The organism is Marinobacter sp. Arc7-DN-1, from assembly GCF_003441595.1.
Lineage (GTDB): Bacteria > Pseudomonadota > Gammaproteobacteria > Pseudomonadales > Oleiphilaceae > Marinobacter > Marinobacter metalliresistant.
Genome location: NZ_CP031848.1, coordinates 360,272 through 380,302, shown reverse-complemented (window position 1 = coordinate 380,302; position 20,031 = coordinate 360,272). Strand labels below are relative to the sequence as shown.

The following is a 20,031-nucleotide window of genomic DNA, read 5'->3' as shown; positions in this document are numbered from 1 at the left end:
CCATGCGGCTCAGCTCTCTATATTTGAGTAACTTCAAAGCCATTGGCTCGACAGAGCAGCTAATACAGTTCAAACCTATTACGCTTTTGTACGGACCGAACAGCGCCGGAAAGAGTACCATCGTTCAAGCTCTTCATTATCTATCAGAAATTCTGGAGAGAAATAACTGTGATCCTGGAACTACCCGAATAGGTGGAAAGCTCAATCTGGGTGGGTTCCGAAATTTGGTCCATCTACACGACCCTGATACCACAATAGAAATTGGTATATGTCTATTTTTGGAAAACTCGCTTTTGCCCAGCTATCACGATATTTTCGGAAGCGCTGAGGAGGATGAACACGTCCGGCTGGGCGAGCTACTAGGTACGCAAAAAATTCCGGACCTCTCGGAAGTTCAGTCCCTTGATGTGAAATTAGGAGTGAGCTGGAGTAGACAACTCAATCATGCTTATGTGTCGTTCTATAGTGTAGGGTTTAATGGAGAACATTTTGCTACGCTAGCCACTTCAGCTGATCAAAAACAAACTAATCTAAAGTCTCTTAATTTTGAACACTCTATGTTTGCTGTGCCAAGGGAAGAGGATCCGGAGGCGGAAACTGTCGGTAATGTGCTTCAATCTCTTGTTGATGAACTAACAGTTCAGGCTTCCTCCATCTCAGGCGTGGAGAACGTAACACCACTACAGATTGTCTCATCTTTCGGAGCCTTGCCCGAATTCGACACACTCTTACCATTGAGTGCCCCAGGAGATGCAGTTGAGGACGTTGACTCTGATGTGTTCAGCCAGTTTACGCATTATATATCGCGGGTCATAGTTGGCGCAGGGGAGCTAAGTCGAGACTGCCTCCGAGAGTTTCTTTACTTGGGACCCTTGCGCGAAATTCCCGGACGCCATTATATTCCAGAACTTTCCCCAGGCCTGGACCGGTGGTCTTCAGGTCTTGGAGCATGGGACCAACTTTACAACGAGGGCGACCAGCTTGTTGATAAAATAAACGCTTGGCTTGCTGATGATAAAAGGCTTGATGCCGGATACGAGATTCGCTTTGGGGAGTACAAACCTCTGTATGTCGATTCACCTCTAATGGTAGCTCTACAAAGTGATAGCGAACTTCTTCAGGATCCTGAATGGCTGAGTAAGGAACTGAAGAGTACACCCACAAAGCGTCAAATTACTCTGAAAGATCTTCGAACAAACATAGAACTTCATCCTGAGGATTTAGGAACCGGAATTTCACAGGTTCTACCCGTGCTCGTTGCTGCTCTTGGACATAACAAGAACATCGTTGCAATTGAGCAACCGGAGCTTCATGTTCATCCCAAATTCCAGGTAGAACTCGGTGAACTGTTCATTCATGCCATCAAAGAAGAGGGTATAGCTCGAGACACAGTCTTTATCCTCGAAACTCACAGCGAATATATGATGCTGCGTTTTCTTCGGCGTCTCTTCGAAACAGCCAATGATGAGCTACCCCCGGGGGTGAACGGAATCTGCCCGGATGACATAGCCGTCTATTACGTCAACCCTTTGGGCGACGCTACCGATATTGTTCCTCTTCGCCTAACTGAAGACGGCGAGTTTTTGGACCGTTGGCCTCACGGTTTCTTTCCGGAGAGAAAAAGGGAGCTTTTTTAGTGTTCAAAGAATTTGCTGTAGATCCAAATGTTATCGCATCCAGCTTTGAAACTTGCCGTTTTTTTATCAGCCAATTCGGAGCAGATAAGGGACGCCTGATATCGAGGTTTCCAAAGGACTGGAAGAGACGTGCCATTGAGGCGGCGGATGAACTGCCAGATGGTTTAAAAAAGGAAAGAGTGGTCGAATATCTAAGTAGTCTAGGAAAGGATTGGCTAACACTCGTTGCATCCAACCGCATATACCCCGAGCCTGGAAATACATGGCTGTCTAACGCGATTACAGCTCACTCCCAAAAGCCTTTCGCTGCGATAATTTGTGATCGCGATGATTCCAAGCTCGGGCTCATTAATGCTGATACGTGCGATCCTCGCGAACCACTGTTCTCAGCCAAAACTACAGGCAAAGTGGATCGAACAGCGTATCAACTTGCGTCAGCCGCTGCGCCAGTTCTACAGAATTGTCGAAAGCTTCGATTTGCCGACCCCTATTTTAATCCTGGGCGTCCAAAGTGGCGGAACGGTCTGGCTGCGATGCTTTCATGCATTCCTGACCCGACAAAGGTTGATTGTGAATATCATATCTACGAACGTGAAGATTCCCCGGCTACGCATGAGCTAAAGCGTCGGCTTAAAGATTTGGGTGATGTCATTCCAGACGGCGGTCAGATCCGAATCATCAGATGGAAACAGGTGGAGGGCGGTGAGCGCCTCCACCGTCGCTACATCCTGTCTGAAAATGCAGGACTGTATTATGAGGGCGGGCTTGATATCGAAGAGGAGGCCAAGCAATCCACGGACATTTACCTTCTCAATCAAGAGCACCATGCCGAACGTTGGAATGAATACGATTTGAATGCAACAGTATACCAGCTTGTAACGCCCGTTCTTGAAGTAGACTCCCAGGGCAGGGTCAACGAACTCGATCCGTAAGACCTATTATCATTTTGTGATTTTGCTTACTATTGCAAAGTACCGACTTCGTTTTCATGCCCCGAAAAAGCCATTAAAAACAATCTGATAAAAATTTTATCAACTTGGCATAACCATTGTACCTGTATGGATAACGCTCAAATGGAGTGATAAACATATAGGAGTAGACCAATGGGATATGAAGTAGATTTTCTCGGTACAAATTCAGAAACAAAGAGTGGCGATGCAATCGCCATGAGATTTGGTAATCTTCATGGGACACGTGCGGACCAAGTGGTGATCGTCATTGATGGCGGTTTTACCCAAGACGGCACAAAAGTCGTAGAGCACATCAAAAGCCACTACAAAACCACAAAAGTTGACCTCGTCATCAGCACTCATCCAGACCAAGACCATATCAATGGGTTGGCCGAGGTGCTGGAAGAACTTGAAGTTGGAGAGTTGTGGTTACATCTCCCCTGGGAGCACAACTCTGGCCTAGCTAGTAAATTCCAAGATGGTCGTTTCACCGACAACAGCCTTGGCGAACGCCTCAGGGAATCTCTCAATAGGGCTCACCTTCTTTTTGAATTGGCGAAATCAAGAGGGATCCCCATCAGAGAGCCCTTTACCGGATTGACCCATAGCAGTAGGGCAGTCAAAGTTCTCGGTCCAACCTTGGAATACTATGAATCACTGATTCCAGAATTCGATGGAATGCCAGCAAAAGCTAATGATTCGATGCCAGAAGGGCTCCTAAGAAAAGCGGGAGCCATGATGAAGCGCCTATTTGCCGTATGGGGAAACGACCACATTGATGATAATGGAGTCACATCCCCCAAGAACAACACAAGTGTCATCACGCAGATAGTGGTCGATGGTAAGCGATTAGTGTTTACAGGCGATTCTGGTATTGATGCGCTTCATCATGCAGCAGACGAGATCGATGCGTGCATAGATTCCGCTTCACTTAGCTTTATCCAAGTTCCGCATCATGGAAGCCGTCGAAATGTTGGTCCTACTGTATTAAATCGGCTAATTGGATCTCCGGTCCAAGAGGGCGAAAGGCGGCCCATTACAGCTATTGCCCCCCCTCTGTCAAGGTAGTTGGAACCCCACCCGATGTTAGACTCTCTCAATAAAGTGGGGCGAGAGACAGAGGTTTTCATGAAATATTCACCGGAGCGTCGCGAAGCCATTCTTAAAAAGTTACTGCCACCTAATAACCGGCCAGTTGCCGTAGTGGCAGAGGAAGAAGGTATTTCCGATGCCACTCTTTACAACTGGCGAAACGAAGCTCGGAAAAATGGACAGTTACTGCCAGATCACGGTTCAGATCCGGAAGGTTGGAGTTCTCGCGATAAGTTCAATGCCGTGCTTGAGACCGCCGCACTGAGCGAGTCCGAGTTGAATGAGTATTGTCGCAAACGGGGCGTTTATCCCGAGCAGATTCGACGCTGGCGCCAGAGTTGTGAAATCGCCAATGATCGCGATGAAAAGGTCGAAAAACGCTCTCGTGAAGCGGTCAAGCAGGAGAAAAAACGCACCCGGCAACTTGAACGCGAACTGAAGCGTAAAGACGCCGCCCTGGCTGAAACAGCCGCGCTGTTGGCCCTGCGAAAAAAGGCCCAGGCGATCTGGGGGGACGAGGACGACTGACCAGCACCCGAGATCGCCAGCATGCCTTAGAGCTGGTTGATGAGGCCCGTGTGGATGGCGCGCGCCTGAAAAGCGCTTGTGCCGAGCTGGGCATTGGCACCAACACCTATCGCCGCTGGAAAGCCGGTGATGAGGATGGCCGGCCAAGCGCACCAAAACACACACCGCCTCATGCACTGACCGCAATGGAGAAAGCCATGATCCTGGCCGTTTGCCACCAGTCCGATTACGCCAGTCTGCCACCGTCTCAGGTCGTGCCGCTGTTGCTGGATGACCATGGCTGGTACATCGCCTCAGAATCGTCATTTTATCGCGTTCTGACCGAACACAATGAGAACCATCGCCGGGGCACACGATCATCCGGACGAGTGGGCCCGCCACGCCGGCACGAGGCGACCAGACCGAATCAGGTCTGGTGCTGGGACGTGACTTACTTAAAGTCTATGGTTCGGGGTCAATTCTTTTATCTGTACTTCATGCTCGACGTCTACAGCCGCAAGATCGTGGGTGCCGAAGTCTTCGATGCAGAAAGCGCCGCCAATAGTGAAATCGTGCTGCGCAAAGCGCTGCTCCGTGAAGGCTGTATCAACAACCCACCGGTGGTGCATTCGGACAATGGCAGTGCCATGAAAGGTGGCACGTTACCGGCGACGTTCGAGAAACTGGGTGTCACGCCGTCCTACAGCCGGCCGCGTGTGTCTAACGACAACGCCTATATCGAATCGCTGTTCGGCACCACCAAGCAGCGTCCGGGATACCCGCCTGAAGGCTTTGAGAACCTGGAGCTGGCACGTGACTGGGTAAGGAAGTTCATCGGCTGGTATAACGAAGAACACCGTCACAGCGCTATCCGCTATGTGACACCGGCAGACCGCCATGCAGGCAAAGACGCTGACATACTGGCACGCCGAAAGATCACCTTGCTAAAGGCCAGAGAAAAGAACCCTGGCCGCTGGTCAACCAGCATCCGGAACTGTGAGCCGATCGGAGCTGTGTGGTTGAATCCATTACCAGAAGAGCAAACTGTTAAAGAACAATGCGTGGCTCATTAGAGCCCAACTGAATCAGGTGCCAACTACCTTGACAGACGACGTGCCTCAACGGCGAAAAATGGAGAACCGAAACACCCACGAAAATCAGTGCTGAATGCGTTTACTCATCGTGGAGCGAAGGTGCTTGCGACGAGAGGCATGGGTATATGCCATCACTCAGGTTCGCCTGGTCGTGAAGGTTGGTCATCACTCAGCCCTGAACCATATCACTGGGATTTCGAGGAGGAGACCTGATATGGAGACGTTGGCAAAGTATTTCGACCACTACGTAATTAGCGCCAGAATTAAGCCCAGTTTCTTTGTTGTATTGCCTATCGCGTTGACTACCTTGGCTTGGTGGCCCGAGGTTCAGGAATTTGGTGGGGCAATAATGGCCTTTTTGCTTGCATTTGGTGTTATTGGCTTTCTTTCAAATTGGGTTTCAAACCGAGGGAACAGAATGCAAACTCGCTTATTCTCGAAGTGGGGCGGGGCACCAACTACATTGCTATTAAGGCATTCCGATTCAAAACTGGACGATTACTCTAAGCAGAGGTATCACCAAAACCTGGAAGGACGCATCAATGGTCTGTCGCTCCCAACACGTCAGGAGGAATTAGCAGATCCTCGCTGTGCTGACGCTCGTTATGAGAGCGCCACCAACTTTCTACGTGAGAACACCAGAGATAAAAAGAAGTACCCAATGATTTACACAGATAACGTTGCCTACGGCTATGCTAGAAATCTTCTTGCACTACGGGATTTAGGGTTGGTGTCAGCTGTTGTTGCAGTGACTGTGAATACTACCTTCCTGGTTGGTGGAGCAGAAGTTCTCACTACACAGCGCCTTTTCCATAATTGGGCCGGTTTAGGCGCGCTGTCCGTCTCGGCAATTTTTCTTTTTATATTCTTATTCATTGTCAACGAGCGTCACGTGTACTGGCGAGCGATCCGTTACGCGAAAAGCCTGTTGGCAGCTTGCGAACACAAGTCTCTTTAGTGGAAACCGTCTGAGCGGAGCCTTAAACTTCAGATATTCGGAGAGCATAATGAAGCTCATCGCAAACCATGCGAACAATAATTATTTGAGAAGTGAGCTGCCAGGCCCGAACCATGAGGTTGACTGGGTCAAAGCCGCAATTGCTTATGGAAGCGACTCCGAAACCCTGATTGAAAATTGCCGTCAGTATCAACGTAGGTTGGATATTTGGATGCGGTACGACCATACGGTACCGGTTTCCCCGAACTTACTCGAAACACTGTTGAATTCCACCAGCCAGAATATTTTCTGTTACATGATCCCTGATGTTCACCATGCAAAGACAATTTGGTGGAAGGGTTATGGCGTCTATATTGGTTCAGCAAATCTGACGGACCGGGCTTGGGTCACGAACCTAGAAGCCGGAATTTTTTTCAGCGAAGAAGAGTTGGAAAATGCTGGCGGTTTACAGCAGGTCGCTGATTTTTTCGAGTACCTTGAATCGTTAGAGGCTGCATTTCCACTAACACAGGAAATTGTTAACGAGCAAAGAGAACTATATCAAGAACGCCGTAAGGTGCTGAAAAGTCTCGACGACATGGCTAAATCGAAAAGACGAAAGCCAATATGGGACGGTCCGGCCTTCGTCGATAAAAAACAATCGGTGGAAAAACGAAAACAAAATTTTTTAAAGGAATGGGAAAATGGGTTAACCGTTTTACGCGATATCGCATCAGTAGTGGAAAACCATAAACCAGATTGGCTACGTCCCGACATACCCCCATCTTGGCAGGCAGATCAGTTTCTACATGCCTACTACTACAATAAGGTCACTGGCAGCGGTGGCCATCCCTATGAAAAATATTACTGGGAAAACAGAGCTAATCCGAGGGCAGCACTGAAACGGGCACTTAGTTGGTGGCAAGCCCAACCGAAAGCTCCCTCAGAGGAGGACGTTAATCTGTATGACCGAGCGCCTATTATCAGGTCACTGCTAGATCCTAGTATAGTCAATAATCTTAAGGAGGACGATCTAATTGCCATTATCTGGGCAAATCACTCAACGAAGGATCACGTATCTAAATTCCCGGCGTCCATGCTGGGCTTGCCAAGCGGGACAGTAGTAAAGCTGACTGATCGAGTAGAACGTTTCGCCAGTTGGCTGAGCACCCAACGCAATGAGCGCGGGCAGAGCTTTACGGAACTTGTCAGGTACGTGCTATACGGAGGACCGCGGAAGGATTTGCCGAACCGTTTATTCGAAGCCCAACACAATCCAGTTCTCAAAATCCCTCACATAGGAATAAATCAACTCGCAGAACTGGCGGGGTGGGCCCAGCCAGATTGGTTTCCACCAAGGAATGGTCGAACCAGCAAATCTCTCCGCGCGTTGGGATACGACGTAAAGATTTACTAGCCGTGTGAGGAATCCGTGATTAGACAACGAATCTTGAGTTTGAACAGGGGATTACCAGGATTTCCTCTAAATGGAATCATTTCGCCGCAAAGTGTAATTACCAAAAACTCGTGAGCAAAAAGATACACCGCACCTGATTTAACATAATATACATTATGCGCAGTATTGTGTGACGTTTAGTTGTGTTGGTTGATCAGAGTGGACGACCACAGCAAGTGCTAAAGAATAGCCACAGAAAGTCCTAAATTTTCACAGGAAGTACTAAATTCGTCGTCCACTCGCCTATAGCCCTGTTTCTTAGGTCTTTTTTGGATTTACGTCAATAACGGCTTTTGAGGCTCAAAATCGCGCATGCGTCAGACCTTTTCCGCCTAAGTTAGGATCGAGCTTCTAAGTCACTGCTGATGGTTTGCGACGTGCGTGAGAATGAAACACACGGCTTGGGATTGCAGAAGAACATGAGGTCTAAGACGTAGGTTTATTGAGTTAATGCGATCCAACGCCCTGGACCTTTCTCTGGATTGGAATAGCCTGCGTGGAAGCGATGATCTCTTCCCAGGTATTTAGGATGAGCACGGTCTAGCTCTCGAAAACTTTCATGGGATAAGGACTTGAGGATCACCAACACGGCAACGAAAGCTTTCTTTCGTCAGGCGCGTATCAGCCAGTTATAGCTGCCCTCAGCAATCATTTCCTGTCCAAATGCTATAAATCCGTTAAAATAACATTATTACGGATTTTATCTTTACCCTCTCCTCGCATTCTAGCGGCTTACCAGGAGCTTCTCCGATGAGCAAAACCGGCCAGGCACGCGTGCTCACTCCCGAGCAGTTCGCCCACCTCTTAGGTGAGATCAAAGAGCATCGTTACCCGGAAAAGAATACAGCGCTGGTTCAGATCAGCTTCAAACTCGGACTTCGAGTTCAGGAGATCGCGCTACTCCAGATCAAAGACGTCGCCGAGCTTGGCCCTGGAAGTTCTAGTTCTGGTCAGCGCTCTTTCAAACTTAAGGAAATCCTTGCGTTGCCTGCGGCTTACACTAAGGGTGCCGATGCGTTGAAGCGGTCCAAATCCACGTATCAGCGGCGTCGGATCAGTTTTAGTGTTCACGACTTCCACCAGCTTGTTCAGCGAATTGAAGCCATGGCCAAGGCCGGCGCCGAGATCAAACCGGAGGATTTTTATCCTGAGGTCAAAAAACATCGTGGTAAATCGCGGGATCTTCCCATGGATGACATTGCACTGAGAACAGCTATCGAAAATCACCTTGCGATCCGCTTGGCAGCGCAACCTTCAGTGAAAAAGACCGATCCTCTATTCCTGACTCAAAAAGGAGGCCCGTATTCACCCAATACTCTCCAGGAACACTTCGCTCTCATGCAGCGGCAATGGGCAGGTATTGAGCGAGCCAGCTCCCACAGTGGCCGGAGGACTTTATTGACGAATATCATTCATGAACAAAAGAAGTCCGTTAAAGTCGCACAGAAAATCGCCGGCCATGTGTCACCGTCAACAACGCTCATCTACGAGGAACCTCCCGAGAAGTCACTAAAGGAAGCATTGCAAGATGCTGGGTACAAATATGTTAGTTAGTCCAGCAAACGAATAAAGTTTAGAGCTCAGTAATTATTCCTGGCCGAACTCCCCGGGAGTAGCCGATAGTTAGCTTACCTGACAAGTTGCAATTTTCAGCCCATTTGTCCGTGTAGCGTTCACATCGCTGCCCTGCCCTCTCTAGATCGTCACGTATGGGGGGCTCTGGCCCATGAAGTGGACCCCGAAATTTGGACAGGTGCCTAAGCTCTGATTCATCATCTCCACAAGGAGGAGAATCATGAGCAAGAAACGCAAGCAATACAGCGCATCGTTCAAGTCCAAAGTCGCCCTGGCCGCCCTCAAGGGTGACCAGACCACATCCGAAATCGCTGCCCGTTTCCAGATCCACCCCACCATGGTCAGCACTTGGAAGCGTGAGCTGCTGGAGAATGCTCCGGACCTCTTCGAAGGCAAGAAAAAGTCTGGCAAGCAGTCCAACGAGCCCAGTTCTGACGAGCTTTATCGCGAGATCGGCCGACTGACGGTAGAACGCGATTTTTTGTCGCGCAAGCTCGATCAGTAAGCCGTCAACAGCGGTTGACGATGATCGAGCGTGGTCATCCCCAGGTCAGCATTTCGCGCCAGTGTGAGCTGCTCAAGCTGAGCCGTTCCTCGATCTATTAGAGGGTTGGCAGACAAACGTGAAAAATTGTCTAAAAATGCCCCTAACCCAATGAATAATTAATAGTTTAGCCGTTTCTATTTCGGCTCATATTTGGGGTTCACCTGATCACCGGACGTTCTTTGAGAGGTAAGCTCAGCAAGTTTCAAATCAAACAACTGCTGCCCTACCGGACGTCTAAAGTCCAATGTGTAATCTCCAAAACGATTGATATGACGGGTTCGGTACGGCGAGAGCGTTTTCAGGACATCTTCGGTGATGGCGATCCCTTCCGCTGCCATATCGCGCAACACCCGGCTGAGGGCTTCGACGTTGTGTAAGATCAGCATATTCGCCACCAGGTGGTTGTACTTCACCACCTTTTGCTGTTCATGCCGGAGGTTGGCCGCAATGATGCCCTCGCCACCAAAAAAACTCCATTTTGCAAACCCGTTAAACTGCTCGTTCTTATTGGTTGCGGCGTGAATGGTCTGACGCAATTCCACATCGTCGATGTAATTCAACAGGAAGCCGGTCCGAACAACCTTGCCCAGCTCCCGGAAGGCGAAATACAGCTTGTTCTTGCGGCTGTAGGTTCCCAGCCGTCTCAGGATCGTGGATGCGGTAATTTTACCGAGCTTGATGGATACGGCCACACGCAACATATCCGGGAGGTGTCGTTCAATTCGTGCCCAGTCTATATGGCCGTTGAACAGTTCTTCGATATGCGCGTAACGGAATCGCCTGTCGGGCCGGTAGAAGTTCAGATCCTTGATATTCCGGATACGCGGCATCAGCTTGATCCCCAGTAGATACGCGAGCCCGAAAACGGGATAGCTTTGGGCCTGCGTATCACCGTGCAAGGTATCCGGCTGGATATCGCTCTGGTTCTCAAGCAGTCCGTCGAGGATGTACACCGCCTCGTGAACGCCACAGGGGATGAAATGGCTGAACAGTGCGATATAGGTGTCGGAGACGTGGTAGTAACCGATGCCACCGTAGCCGCCATAGCGAATGTGGTATTCGCTGAGCAGGTTTTGCTCGTAAAGATTCCATTTGGTGCCGTCAGCGGCGGCCCGCCGACCTGTACCCCAGTATCCGGGCAGTTCGTACTTCTTGTACGCGTTGATGACTTTGACGATAGCGCGGTCTAGCCTGTCTTCAGTGACGTGATTGAGATTGAGCCAGGCCACCTGGCGACGGTTTAGTTGCTTGATGGAGTCGGCTGTCTGGGAGGGACCCAGATTGCAGCCGTAGCAAAAAAGCGTAGCGATGAACCGCAACCGGGGGTTTTCCACGCGCCCCTCATAGCCTGACAGCGGCCCGAATTCCCGATGTAACCCAAGCCAGCGCTCCGCATCGACCAGAACGTCGACGATGCTGCGGGTGCCAAGCCGACGCGTGATGTCGTCATCGAGCGCCTGCCAATTGGTCGGTAGCCCCTGTTTCTGGTTGCGTTTGATTACGATGCGACCGTCTTCAATCGCGGCGTGTGTGTTGTCCGGGAAGGCGGAGTCCACCGAGCGGCTCACCTGAGTCAATTGATCCTTGAGATGGCGGCTGAGAGCCTTCGGTTCGATGGGAAGCTCCACTTCCAGCCCGTACTGGTCAATTTCCTGCTCGTAAACCGACCAACTCACCAGTTGATCGCGATGGTCATCGAAACGATCCCCGTGAACGACCGCAATATCGGCCGACTTCAGCTCCTGCTTCACCAGGTTAAAAACGGCCAATTCAAGATATTTGCGGTGAACCGTCAGACTGTCCGGCCGGATGAAAATCAGACGGCGCCACTTTTCGAGCGTCCACTTGGTCTGTTGGATGCTTTCGACCAGATCCGGCGCATGGACCCGCAAATCCAGCGTCTCGGCTTTCAATGAACGGGTGTTCCGGAGTAACTCGATCAGTTGAATCGACAGCAAGTCGCTGGAGGTGCTTTGAAACGTGAGTATTTCCAGGCAGTTGTACAGCAGGCTTCGCTTGGTTCGAAACGGTCGCAACATGAAAGGCAGGTAGTTATTGCCCGCGTAGGCCAGATGCTCCTCGCATTCGTCCAGCCACTCCTGGCGCTTGTCTCCGACAACGGCTTGAAGCGATTGCCACGGGTTCGGCTCGGCCTCCATGGCAGTCAACACGTCTTTAAAGCGCGACACCAGTCGATCGGTGCGCTGGGTCTGCTCCATTTGATAGGCCAGGAGATTTTGCTGGGCGGTGTTTTCCAGCTGCCTCATCAGCTTGATCAAGAGCTCAGCGGTGTCGTCCAGCGATTGGGCATACTGTTGCCGGATCAGAATCACCGCCAGGGCATAGCGTTTACGCGCAGGGATTCGAGCCATTTTGGCCACATCCAACGCTCGTGCTTCGTGGGCGAACTGTCGCCGCTTGGTCACGGGAATTGATTTGACGCCCGGCAATTGTTCGACGATATCCTTCAGCCACTTGAGGTGTTGCAGGTAGGACCGGATCTCTTTATTCGTCGGCTTGCGAATCTCACGCTTCAGACGTTGCCAGCCGCTGATCTCGATTCCTGGTGGTGATATCAGCAAGTCATTGACCAGTGCCTTTGTTTCGTCGTTGAGTTCGCTGACGATGGATCGGTAACAGCGGTCATTGACGATAGCCCGGGAATCCTTGGCGAGCCTCAATAACACCGTGAAGCCGGGGATCTCGAAACGGTGACGTACCAATTCTTCCAGAAGAATATTGATGATATCGGCCAACACCTCGCGGGACTCGGCGGCTTTTATGGCCTGACTGGACAGCCAAGCATGAGCCGCCTCGTCCAGAGTCCGGCTGCCCACATAAGTTCGAATCCACGGGATATGGCGTTTACGGGTGGCAGAACGATCATACTGTTGTCGTTGGGCTTTGGTCGGCTGCTTGTCGAGACCAAGGCACTGCGCAATGTGACGACGCAAATCGCCCGGCAAATCGACCGACGAGGAAAAGAACCCTTGTTTCTGATACGCCTTCAGGTGAAGCAGTAAAAAGAAGCGCTCCAGGATCGGCCGGGTGCGCCGACGAGCCCAGTGCTGTTCGCCGGACGTGGGCGTGTATACTGCATCAAGTTCCTGTTGCGAGATATCCGTCCGAAACCGTGGATAGGCTGTTTCCTGAATAGCACTCATAACCGGCTCAATCCCATGCTTGCCCGGTGGCCGGGTCCTTGATCAGTGTCTCCACCCAGCAGGCTTTATCGGACGCAATGCGGTGTATCTCATCGATCAAGTCGTCCATCATTTCGTCCAGCTGCTCATCCGACGTTGCAGGCACCTCAATGCGGTAGTCCCCATTGTTCTGCTGTTCCATCTCGAACGGTTTCAGGCAGTGGGCTTCGATTACCGTGCGGGCCTGATGGTGTTTCCGGCTGCGAGGACGTTGCGGCTCCAGGGTGAGCTGAACGGTTAATGCCCGGTAACTTGGCTCGGATACGCTCGCCAAGCGCGGCTGACCGGCAGCAGGACGCCACTTCGGTTGGAATTTGCATCAGGGCCTGCTCGAACGGCGATTTAGCTTCAATGTATCGCAAGGCGGTCTGGGTATCCTGCCAACCGACGTACTCCATCAGCGCTTTGATTTCCCAGCCGGAAGCACTGGCCCAAGTGGCAAAACCGCGTCGCAGCGAATGGCTGCTGAACGCTTGTGCTGCGTCAATGTCTGCGTCAGACAGTAGCTGACGTAGCAACGGCACGATGCTGTTCGGGTGCAATGAAGTATTGGAAATATTTCCCCAACGATCAATCGCCCTGAATAGCGCACCGCTGGGCTGGTTCAAAAAGTCCAGCCAATCCTGACAGGCCTCGACCGGACAACACTGCCTCAGAGCGGGTACCTTGTACAGGCGACCTTCGGCCTGACGGTCCCCCTTACTTCTCCGCAGGTACAAGGACATACCGGCACCGGGGGCCAGCGTGATGTCTTCAATGGTTAACCGACAGAGTTCGTCACTGCGAAAGGCGCGCCAGAATCCGAGCAAGACCATGGCCCGGTTACGCAACCAGGTCCCGAGACGCCGGGCATCGTGCTGCCGCGCCTCTGCGATCTGTCCTGCTAGCCACTGATCCAATTGCTGGAGCTGGGGGATGGCCAGCGGCTTTGCTTGTTTTTGCCGGTAGGGATGCTCTTCGCGAATGCCCTTCAGAACCGTGCGTACTAAAGGAGCTCTCGTCGGATCTGGAAAACCTTGGTCCCAGTGCCAGCGAGCCAACGCCGCCAGGCGCTGCTTCAGGGTGGCAGCAGAAAGACGTCCGGCATGGTCGGCCAGATAGCGAGCCACGCTGTCGGCTGTTGCGGGCAGAAACCCGCCCCAGGTCACCTCAAAATGCTCGACCGCTGACCGATAGCTGCGCCGTGTATTGTCCCGTGTGGCGGCGCTAACGTACCGATCAATCGTCATTGGGCGCACCGACGTCGTTCGACTTCGGCAGTGCTCGTATCGCTTCCCTTAACCACCTTTCTGCCGACGCGCACACGGCCTCATTGTCTGCCTTTGAAACCATCTTTGTGAACGTCATAGTCACCGCATCGCGCACTTGTTTTTCAGTTGGATCGTCGGGGTTGGAGATCAGTGAACCGGCGAGCCTATCCAGCGGAGAACCCTTGGCTGCTCGTTTCTGGCGGGCCTGCACCCAGCTTTGGGCCTCTGCCAATGACGCAAACGGCTTTTGCTCCACCCAGAAGAAACTGTTTGGAATGGCAATCGAGCGGCCGTCTTTGAGGTAGGCCCTGATCTGTGCCTCAACATCCGGCATATAGGCGTCCTCGCTTTGCAGGCATTCCAGGGCGGCACGGAAGTTCGGTAATGGGTCTGGAAATCGGTTCCGAAAATCAAACGCCCGAAAGGCAAACACTTGGTCAAGTGGGTCGGCTTGTTTGTGCACTTGTGGGCTCCTTCATTGTGAGCGTATGGCCTCGGGCCGGGGTAGTTGACCAACGCCATATCGTACCGGGCTTTGGTCAGTATAGTCGTCGAAATGGGTATCACAATGGATAACTCTGGATTATCACATGCCTGTAAAGCTGTACTTTCCAACGAACTTTCTGGTGTATATAGTACGTAATTACATATTACGTACCAAAGTACGAAATAAACATGAGGACACGATCATGGCCCGAGGCGGCATCACCCAACCCCTGGTCGAGGACGCCCGTAAACGTCTTCTGGCTCGCAATGTTCACCCCTCCATCGACGCCATACGAACCGAGCTGGGCAACACCGGCTCAAAGACCACCATCAGCAACCACCTGAGAGCGATTGAGGCGCGTGAAAGTACTCGTCTGGACGACGAAGCGCTTCTGAGCAACCACGTAACCGACTTGGTAGGCCAACTGGCTCGGCAATTACGCCAGGATGCGCAGGAGACCATCGAGCAGGCCGAACAGCGCCAACAAGCCGAGGTGGCCGGCCTGCAGGAAGCCTTAACGGTACAGACCGCTGAAACCAGGCAACACCAGGCACAAAATACCGTGTTGGCTCAGGCGCGGGATGATTTACAGGCGGAGGTCCGTGGGCTGCGTGGGGCGCTCTCAAAACTCGAAGGCGATAACCGCGCACAGGCCCAACGTATTGAAAGTTTGACTGAGCAGGTTCAGGACAAGCAACGCCAGGTGAATTCACTCGAAGAAAAACACAAGCATGCCCGGCAGGCGTTGGAGCACTATCGCGGTTCCGTGAAAGAGCAGCGCGAGCAGGATCAGCGGCGGCATGAGCAGCAGGTCCAGCAAGTCCAGGAAGAGCAACGCCACCTGCAACAAGCCCTGGCCGTGAAACGCGACGAGCAGACCCAGGCCACCCGAGAGATCACCCGGCTGTTCACGGAGGTGACTGAAGTTCGAAAGCAGTCGGATGGGTTGACTCAGCAACTGGGCGAGCGGGAGCGCGAAAATCGTCGTCTGGCCGACAAAACGGTGCGGCTAGAGCAGCAAGCCGTGGCGTTACGCCAACGAAAGGCTGCCTTTGAGAAGCAGCAGCGCGTGAACGACCAACTGAAAGCGAAGGTGCAGCAGCTTGAAACCGAGCTGAGCGTGAAGAATGAGCTGTTGGATCGCTTGAGCGCTGGCAACAATTCCGACGATGTGAACAGGGTTTCTTGAAATTCCTCCAGACTATGTTTTAAAGCCTACTGCAAGGCTATTGTCGCTCAAGTCTCAGGTGTTTTTCATTGGGGGAGCCCGAGTGGTTTGGATGGCGGGTTTAGGGCGACGTGTTGTCCGGTCTTTTGTCGTCCATCATGCTTAGCTGTAAAAATAAAAGTCGTTTTTTTTCCTCTGTTTCACGGCATACATGGCCATGTCTGCCCGCTCTACCAGCGTTTCCGCTCCCGCCCCGTCTTCAGGGTACATTGCAATCCCGATGCTGGTTCCGATAGAGACACGAAGGTCGGTGCCCTCAAACTGAAAAGGGGTTTCGAGTGAGTTCAGAAGTTTGCGTGCGACCGTTGTGACCCGGTAGACAGTCACCTCGCCAGAGTCATCGACCCCGGCCAACTCATGGGTGTAGTCGTCAACGAAGGAGCTTTCCTTGACCAGATCATCATTACTGAAGTTGGACCCCATCCAAGGCTGCAGCATCATCGACGGCGGAATCTTGATGGTGCGATCCACTTTGGGAAGGTAATTCCACATGGCATCATCGATTCTCAGCGAACCAACGCCAGTAAGCACAAGGCCATGAGCTATGACCGCATGCGGGAGGAAGAAGCCCGTCTGTCAAAAGAGGTTGATGAGCTTTGTGGCCAGGCTCGCCGTGTGGATGAATCGGAAGACCAACAGTTTGGCCCGGATCAGCGGGGCGACGAGTTACCCGAAGAGCTTCAGCACCGTCAGGGGCGGCTGGACAAGATCCGGGCAGCGAAGGAGAAACTGGAAGCGGATCAAAAAACGCAAGATGAGGCCAAAGGCCGGCATCCAGACGATGATCGCCGCTCACCCAAGGGTGGCCGGAACTTCAAGAGAGATTATGGAGTTCCGGAGGACAAGGCTCAGAGTAACTTTACCGACCCCCAAAGCCGGATCATGAAAACGAATGATGGGTTCCAGCAATGCTATAACGGCCAACTGGCCGTGGATGGCGAGTTCCAGATCATCGTGGGCAACCGCCAGGGTAACAACCCCAGTGATAACGGCTGTCTGGTGCCGCTGCTGGGCGAGGTAAAAGAAACTCTGGGAAGTTACCCGGGCCAATGTCTGGCTGATGCGGGTTATCGCAAAGAGGAAGACTTGCAGGCATTGGAGACAAAAGGCATAGATGGCTACGTCTCGCTGCGCCGGGAAGGCAAAAAAACCGGAGATATAAACGCGAGCCGGTACCCGGCGACGGCCCGCATGGAGGAGAAGCTTACCACGGCGGAGGGGCGAGCAGTCTACGCTCAGCGCAAGCACATGGTTGAGGCGGTGAATGGCTGGATCAAGAATGTCCTGGGCTTCCGGCAGTTCGGCTTGCGGGGCCTTCAGGCGGTGCAGGGTGAATGGGATCTTGTCTGTCTGTCGCTCAATCTCAGGCGCATGAGTTCACTGATGAGGCTGGCATAAGTCGCTGAGGCAGCCTTTGGCTCACGGTAGGTACAGCTGGGGCCCTGCGATGCCCCTTTTAACCGGTTAACTGGCTGGATCGAAAGCGATGATGGAGCCGATCCGATATCGCGAACACTCCTTCCGGCCAGACAATGATCCGGTCTGGCGGAAACGAGGGCTCAAAACGTTTCTGCCGCGCAGACTCCTAGCAGGTAAATGGTGAGCGGGAAGCCGTACATCTCGGCATACAGAGCGATGATAAAGGCCTGTACCACCCCGGCGCCCGCCCACTCGCGCCAACTTCTAGGTGCAAAATAACGATAGAAAAACCAGGATACCAGCACGATAAAAATAATCGCGATACCCCAAGCCCCTCCGTGACTGATCGACTGGTCCATCACTGACATTCCAAGCCATTGCAAAGGCCAGCCGGCGGACTCCCTACCGGCCAGGCCGTTTTTCTAGGGCTCATCCGGCCTACCGGTGATCCTTCTCGTAACGCCGACGCAGTAACATTGAGTTACCAATGACCGAGAGCGAGCTGACAGTCATCGCCACTACACCAATCATCGGGTGCAGCAGCCCCGCCGCAGCTATAGGAATAGCCGCAGCGTTGTATCCACTGGCCCATAGGAGGTTCTCAACGATCTTTTTGAAGGTCGCACGTGACAGCACCATGGCGTCAACAACACCAGATAATTCGCCACGGACCAGGGTAACGTCAGCAGCTTCGATAGCCACATCCGCACCAGCGCCTATGGCAATGCCTACGTTAGCCTGTTTGAGTGCCGGGGCGTCGTTAATGCCATCACCCACCATGGCAACATGATTGCCGTACTTTTCCTGCAGTTCCCGAATGGCATCCACCTTGCCTTCCGGCAACACCCCGGCGCGAACCTCGTCAATGCCCACTTCACGGGCAACGGCGTTGGCTGCACGCTCGTTGTCACCAGTAATCATCACAACATACAGTCCTTGCTCGTGCATGGCCCGAATGGCGGCCACCGATTCGTCCTTGAGCGTGTCGGCTACCGCGACAATGCCGTAGGCCTCGCCATCACGGGCAACAATAACGGCGGTTCTGCCCTGATCCTCAAGGTCGGAAAGACTCTTGTCCAAGGCATCCAGCCCATTAACGCCCTGCTCTTCCAGCAGGAGGCGGTTACCAATCAGCACGGTGCTCTCACCGACCCTTCCCGAAACACCTCTGGCGCCGGTGGAGCGGAAATCAACAACGTTCCCGGGCACCGTCCACAATGGCACGGGCGATGGGATGCTCAGACGCATTTTCTACCGCGGTGGCAAGCTCCAGCAGCTCGGTCTCCGAAACGCCGGCGGCGGGTACTACATCGGTAAGCTTCGGCTCACCCCTGGTAATGGTGCCTGTTTTATCGAGGACCATTACCTTGACGTCCTTGAAGGTCTGAATGGCCTCTCCAGAGCGAATCAGGATGCCCCGCTCGGCGCCGACGCCCGAACCCACCATCAGCGCAGTCGGCGTTGCCAACCCCAATGCACAGGGGCAGGCAATTACCAGCACAGCAATAGCCGCCAGGATAGCCAGCACCGGCGTGGCCGCCGTCGGGTCCACCCACGGCAGGAAAGCGGCGCCCCATTCAAGGATTGGTCGGAGTGTATCGCCTGCAAACAGCCAGACCACAAGACTGCCCAGGGCAATAACAAGAACCAGCGGCACGAAGCGACCGGTCATGCGGTCAGCAAACTCCTGGATTGGCACCCTGGAGCCCTGAGCCTCGTCGATCAGTTTCACCACCTGGGCCAGGAAGGTATCACCACCAACACGGGTAGCCTTGACTCTCAGGCGACCTTCCTTGCTAATGGTGGCACCAATAACCGTGTCTCCCGTGCTTTTGTATACCGGGACAGACTCGCCAGTGGCAATGGATTCATCCAGATGACTCTCACCATCCACCACTTCACCATCAGTGGGCACCTTGTCACCGGGCCGGACAATCATGATGTCGCCTGGAGCCAAATCCTTCACGGGAATTTCGACCTCTTCCCCTTCCCGTTCCACGCGCGCGGTCTTAGCGCCGAGGGTGAGCAATTTCCGGATGGCCTCCGAGGCCTTGCCCTTGGCTTTTGCTTCCAGGTACCGACCAAGCATATGGAAGGTCATGATGGTAACGGCCATTTCGATGAAAGAGGTCATCGGATAGACAAAGCCCACCAGACCAATCAGGTAGGGGGGAAGGCTGCCCATGGAAATGAGCACATCCATGTTGAAGGTGCCATTCTTCAGTGAACGCCAGGAAGCCTTGTGGGTAGCGGCACCGCCATAAAGAAACACTACCGGGAAGCCGAGCACTGCAATAATAGCCAGATACCCCGGAATGGGCTGCCAGAACATATGAAACATCATCAACACCATGATCAGTGTTGTCGGTACCGCAGCGATCCAGAACCTGCGTAATGCAAGCTTCAGATAGGCCTCTTCAACGGCCGAGTCCTCCTCCTGACTGGCATCTCCCTCAAGAGCGACAGCAGCAACATCATATCCGGCGCCCTCTATCAGCTCTTTCAGCTCATTTTCTGTCGGCCCATCCGAGCCGACCACCACGCTCACTGTGTGATTGGCTATGTTGGTTGACGTCGTCTGCACGCCGTCGTGTCGCGCAAGGGTACTCTTGATAATACCCGCACAATGGTCGGACCCCATTCCGGGTA

The 20,031-nt window shown here is 52.8% G+C and carries 16 protein-coding genes and 2 pseudogenes; 10 read left to right on the top strand and 8 right to left on the bottom strand.

Annotated features, from left to right (window positions below; genetic code table 11):
- The first annotated feature begins 2 nt into the window (after positions 1-2).
- From D0851_RS01845 to D0851_RS01800, 8 genes and pseudogenes are all read left to right on the top strand, one after another.
- Positions 3-1,637, top strand: coding sequence for an AAA family ATPase (locus D0851_RS01845; protein WP_117617089.1), 1,635 nt, complete (start codon positions 3-5; stop codon positions 1,635-1,637).
- Positions 1,637-2,569 carry a hypothetical protein gene (locus D0851_RS20130; protein WP_162893664.1) on the top strand — a complete coding sequence of 311 codons (933 nt, stop codon included), beginning with the start codon at positions 1,637-1,639 and terminating at the stop codon, positions 2,567-2,569. The genes D0851_RS01845 and D0851_RS20130 overlap by 1 nt, the downstream gene beginning before the upstream one ends.
- 171 nt (positions 2,570-2,740) lie before the next feature.
- Entirely contained in the window at positions 2,741-3,655 is a 915-nt protein-coding gene (locus D0851_RS01830; protein WP_117617086.1) for an MBL fold metallo-hydrolase, read from the top strand.
- 60 nt (positions 3,656-3,715) lie between these two features.
- Positions 3,716-5,259: pseudogene (locus tag D0851_RS01825) on the top strand (IS3 family transposase).
- Between the two features lie 235 nt (positions 5,260-5,494).
- The gene (locus D0851_RS01815) at positions 5,495-6,238 is read left to right on the top strand and encodes a cellulose-binding protein (protein ID WP_117617085.1); all 744 of its coding nucleotides are present in this window, start codon (positions 5,495-5,497) and stop codon (positions 6,236-6,238) included.
- Positions 6,239-6,287: 49 nt separating this feature from the next.
- Complete coding sequence (locus tag D0851_RS21000; RefSeq protein WP_117617084.1) at positions 6,288-7,634, top strand: phospholipase D-like domain-containing protein; 1,347 nt, start codon at positions 6,288-6,290, stop codon at positions 7,632-7,634.
- Between the two features lie 789 nt (positions 7,635-8,423).
- Entirely contained in the window at positions 8,424-9,227 is an 804-nt protein-coding gene (locus D0851_RS01805; protein ID WP_117617083.1) for a site-specific integrase, read from the top strand.
- Positions 9,228-9,468: 241 nt separating this feature from the next.
- Complete coding sequence (locus D0851_RS01800; RefSeq protein ID WP_061333982.1) at positions 9,469-9,753, top strand: helix-turn-helix domain-containing protein; 285 nt, start codon at positions 9,469-9,471, stop codon at positions 9,751-9,753.
- A 176-nt stretch (positions 9,754-9,929) separates the two neighbouring features.
- On the opposite strand, the gene D0851_RS01795 is transcribed toward D0851_RS01800, so the two are convergent.
- From D0851_RS01795 to D0851_RS01785, 4 genes are read right to left on the bottom strand one after another with little or no spacing between them, the layout of a single operon-like run.
- On the bottom strand, positions 9,930-12,959 hold the full coding sequence (locus D0851_RS01795) for a Tn3 family transposase (RefSeq protein WP_227539408.1): 3,030 nt from the start codon (positions 12,957-12,959) through the stop codon (positions 9,930-9,932).
- A gap of 7 nt (positions 12,960-12,966) precedes the next feature.
- Positions 12,967-13,140 (bottom strand): hypothetical protein, encoded by a 174-nt coding sequence (locus D0851_RS20405; RefSeq protein ID WP_227539407.1) that lies wholly within the window; start codon positions 13,138-13,140, stop codon positions 12,967-12,969.
- Positions 13,106-14,227: a site-specific integrase gene (locus tag D0851_RS01790; RefSeq protein ID WP_227539406.1), complete on the bottom strand. Its 1,122-nt coding sequence runs from the start codon at positions 14,225-14,227 to the stop codon at positions 13,106-13,108. The genes D0851_RS20405 and D0851_RS01790 overlap by 35 nt, the downstream gene beginning before the upstream one ends.
- Positions 14,217-14,711 carry a hypothetical protein gene (locus D0851_RS01785; RefSeq protein ID WP_068812474.1) on the bottom strand — a complete coding sequence of 165 codons (495 nt, stop codon included), beginning with the start codon at positions 14,709-14,711 and terminating at the stop codon, positions 14,217-14,219. The genes D0851_RS01790 and D0851_RS01785 overlap by 11 nt, the downstream gene beginning before the upstream one ends.
- 127 nt (positions 14,712-14,838) lie before the next feature.
- Between D0851_RS01785 and D0851_RS01780 the strand changes: the two genes are divergently transcribed.
- Positions 14,839-15,924, top strand: a complete 1,086-nt coding sequence (locus D0851_RS01780; RefSeq protein WP_117617082.1) for a DNA-binding protein — start codon at positions 14,839-14,841, stop codon at positions 15,922-15,924.
- Positions 15,925-16,065: 141 nt separating this feature from the next.
- Here D0851_RS01780 and D0851_RS01775 read toward each other — a convergent pair whose 3' ends face one another.
- The gene (locus D0851_RS01775; RefSeq protein WP_264756461.1) at positions 16,066-16,455 is read right to left on the bottom strand and encodes an outer membrane lipoprotein-sorting protein; all 390 of its coding nucleotides are present in this window, start codon (positions 16,453-16,455) and stop codon (positions 16,066-16,068) included.
- Between the two features lie 45 nt (positions 16,456-16,500).
- Here D0851_RS01775 and D0851_RS01770 point away from each other — a divergent pair, with 45 nt between their 5' ends.
- Positions 16,501-17,361: a transposase gene (locus tag D0851_RS01770; RefSeq protein ID WP_227539405.1), complete on the top strand. Its 861-nt coding sequence runs from the start codon at positions 16,501-16,503 to the stop codon at positions 17,359-17,361.
- Between the two features lie 188 nt (positions 17,362-17,549).
- Here D0851_RS01770 and D0851_RS01765 read toward each other — a convergent pair.
- From D0851_RS01765 to D0851_RS20760, 3 genes and pseudogenes are all read right to left on the bottom strand, one after another.
- A pseudogene (locus tag D0851_RS01765) lies at positions 17,550-17,741 on the bottom strand (isoprenylcysteine carboxyl methyltransferase); the annotation flags it as partial.
- Positions 17,742-17,820: 79 nt separating this feature from the next.
- A complete protein-coding gene (locus D0851_RS20765; RefSeq protein ID WP_205422251.1) occupies positions 17,821-18,606 on the bottom strand; it encodes a heavy metal translocating P-type ATPase in 786 nt (261 codons plus the stop codon).
- A complete protein-coding gene (locus D0851_RS20760) occupies positions 18,572-20,023 on the bottom strand; it encodes a heavy metal translocating P-type ATPase (protein ID WP_205422250.1) in 1,452 nt (483 codons plus the stop codon). Before D0851_RS20760 ends, D0851_RS20765 begins: the two co-directional genes overlap by 35 nt.
- Positions 20,024-20,031 lie beyond the last annotated feature (8 nt).

Coding starts and splice junctions, on each gene's coding strand:
- D0851_RS01845 (WP_117617089.1), top strand. CDS start 3: ATGCGGCTCAGCTCTCTATATTTGAGTAACTTCAAAGCCATTGGCTCG.
- D0851_RS01830 (WP_117617086.1), top strand. CDS start 2,741: ATGGGATATGAAGTAGATTTTCTCGGTACAAATTCAGAAACAAAGAGT.
- D0851_RS01815 (WP_117617085.1), top strand. CDS start 5,495: ATGGAGACGTTGGCAAAGTATTTCGACCACTACGTAATTAGCGCCAGA.
- D0851_RS21000 (WP_117617084.1), top strand. CDS start 6,288: ATGAAGCTCATCGCAAACCATGCGAACAATAATTATTTGAGAAGTGAG.
- D0851_RS01805 (WP_117617083.1), top strand. CDS start 8,424: ATGAGCAAAACCGGCCAGGCACGCGTGCTCACTCCCGAGCAGTTCGCC.
- D0851_RS01800 (WP_061333982.1), top strand. CDS start 9,469: ATGAGCAAGAAACGCAAGCAATACAGCGCATCGTTCAAGTCCAAAGTC.
- D0851_RS01795 (WP_227539408.1), bottom strand. CDS start 12,959: ATGAGTGCTATTCAGGAAACAGCCTATCCACGGTTTCGGACGGATATC.
- D0851_RS20405 (WP_227539407.1), bottom strand. CDS start 13,140: ATGGAACAGCAGAACAATGGGGACTACCGCATTGAGGTGCCTGCAACG.
- D0851_RS01790 (WP_227539406.1), bottom strand. CDS start 14,227: ATGACGATTGATCGGTACGTTAGCGCCGCCACACGGGACAATACACGG.
- D0851_RS01780 (WP_117617082.1), top strand. CDS start 14,839: ATGCCTGTAAAGCTGTACTTTCCAACGAACTTTCTGGTGTATATAGTA.
- D0851_RS01775 (WP_264756461.1), bottom strand. CDS start 16,455: ATGTGGAATTACCTTCCCAAAGTGGATCGCACCATCAAGATTCCGCCG.
- D0851_RS01770 (WP_227539405.1), top strand. CDS start 16,501: ATGAGCTATGACCGCATGCGGGAGGAAGAAGCCCGTCTGTCAAAAGAG.
- D0851_RS20760 (WP_205422250.1), bottom strand. CDS start 20,023: ATGGGGTCCGACCATTGTGCGGGTATTATCAAGAGTACCCTTGCGCGA.